The organism is Microcystis sp. M53598_WE2, from assembly GCF_030067735.1.
Taxonomy (GTDB): domain Bacteria; phylum Cyanobacteriota; class Cyanobacteriia; order Cyanobacteriales; family Microcystaceae; genus Microcystis; species Microcystis aeruginosa.
Window position 1 is genome coordinate 1 of sequence record NZ_JASJFE010000503.1, and the last position, 1,636, is coordinate 1,636.

2 protein-coding genes and 1 pseudogene are annotated in these 1,636 nt (G+C 35.4%); all 3 read right to left on the reverse strand.

The window, feature by feature from the left end; all coding sequences use genetic code 11:
* Positions 1–549 precede the first annotated feature (549 nt).
* A complete protein-coding gene (locus tag PX636_RS10340; RefSeq protein ID WP_288117045.1) occupies positions 550–1,038 on the reverse strand; it encodes an IS200/IS605 family accessory protein TnpB-related protein in 489 nt (162 codons plus the stop codon).
* 114 nt (positions 1,039–1,152) lie between these two features.
* Complete coding sequence (locus PX636_RS10345) at positions 1,153–1,311, reverse strand: hypothetical protein (RefSeq protein WP_002799508.1); 159 nt, start codon at positions 1,309–1,311, stop codon at positions 1,153–1,155.
* Positions 1,312–1,362: 51 nt separating this feature from the next.
* Positions 1,363–1,636 (reverse strand): annotated as a pseudogene (locus PX636_RS10350) (transposase); the annotation flags it as partial.

Consider the following 1,636-nt stretch of genomic DNA (forward strand, 5'->3'; position numbering starts at 1 on the left):
TATTTGCAAGGTTCCAACTATCATTAACAACAGTAGATATCTGGCTCGTCCCAGTTCATTTTCTAACACTTTCTGGTATAGTTCACTTATCATTTTCGTTATTTAGGTCATATATGGTAAATATGACTTATCTTTTTTTGGAGTCTGTGTCTGTATTTTATGCTACATAAGCTTTTCAGCTTGCTTGTCCCCCTGTCAGGGGAAAAAGGGAAGACTCGCAGTAAAAGAAAGACCTATCCTACTGTGAAAAAACGACATTCAACCCCTAAAAAATCGGCAACAAAAGCATCCTAACTCTACTTTTTGCTTCAAGATTTTTGAATTGGCGCTATTTTCATAAGGCTGGATTATTTTTAGGCGAATTTTTTAGTCTAAACTACAGACATAAAAAGCCTTATAACAAGAGGGTTGTACAATTCTTAACAATTTTAGTGATCGCTGAAACGGCGCAAAATCGTTCTGAATTTATTTTTGCTGGGATATTCTGGTTTCTGTGTGGAAACGAGTTTTATACTGATAGTCTCTTCCGCAAAATAGTCCTAATAGTTACTAATTCTGTACGCAAATATTGCATCTAGAATTAGCTTTGTACGCTTTGACCCGTACTGGGTTAACTACGAACCTCTCTATCGGATTCCCGCTAAAGGCGGCCTCTCCGACTACCTTTCTTCCAATATTTAAGGAACCATTAATATCTGCTCCATAGAAATAACCCGACGAGCTTCTGAATAGTCCTCTTTTAATTCTCTTGCCTAAATAGCTTTTTTGCTTTTGAATAGACTCTAAGTCCAAGAAACTACATTTAGAGGTATAGCTTTCATTAGTTGTTTTGACCTCTATTCCTACTAAATTTGCTTTATAGGTAAGTTGTTCGATCAACCTTGAATGAGGAATATTTACGAATGACTGGTTATTTCTATCTCCAATATTAATGTTTTGTTGACCGCCTTGATTATGACCAATAACTAAAAGGTTAATTTGATGAGCTAGTAATTTATCAATAATATATTTACTAGCGGTGTGGAGGTAATAATCCACCTGGCAATTACGCTTTAAAGTTAAACCTTGTATTCTTTTACTGGTCTTCTGTAGACTGGGTAATTCCGATTTGAGTTTAGCTAGTGTCTTGTTGTACTTTTGATGGCAGGATTTTCAGGCTTTTCCACATACTAAAGTTGGCTGAAATTCGGGAATATTAGAGGTAACAGCAGCTAGGTTATTTAAGCCTAAATCGATAAAAGCATATCTTTCTCCCTCTTGACTTGATGAGGATGGTTGTTCATAGACAATCTCTAAACAATAAGCACCCAATTTAGGAATAATCCTGACCTCTAAGACTTCCTTTAAATTAGTTTTAAATTCTCAATTAGTCCCTGATAGCTTGATTAAACCTTGCTTCAACGCTTTTTGAGAAATGGCTTGATAGTTATAAGTTAAAACGTTTCTACCTTTTTCCTTGTCTTTGTATCTTGGCAACTTAGGCTCTCCTGTAAATTTATCTGGCGATTTTTTGGATTGTTCTTTCGCTTTTTGGTAAGATTTAAAGGTTTTTTCTACTTGCTTTAATACTAACTGACTTACTTTGGCGGGTAAGGCTTGATAATCTGGACTCATTTTTAAGGCATGATGTAACTCA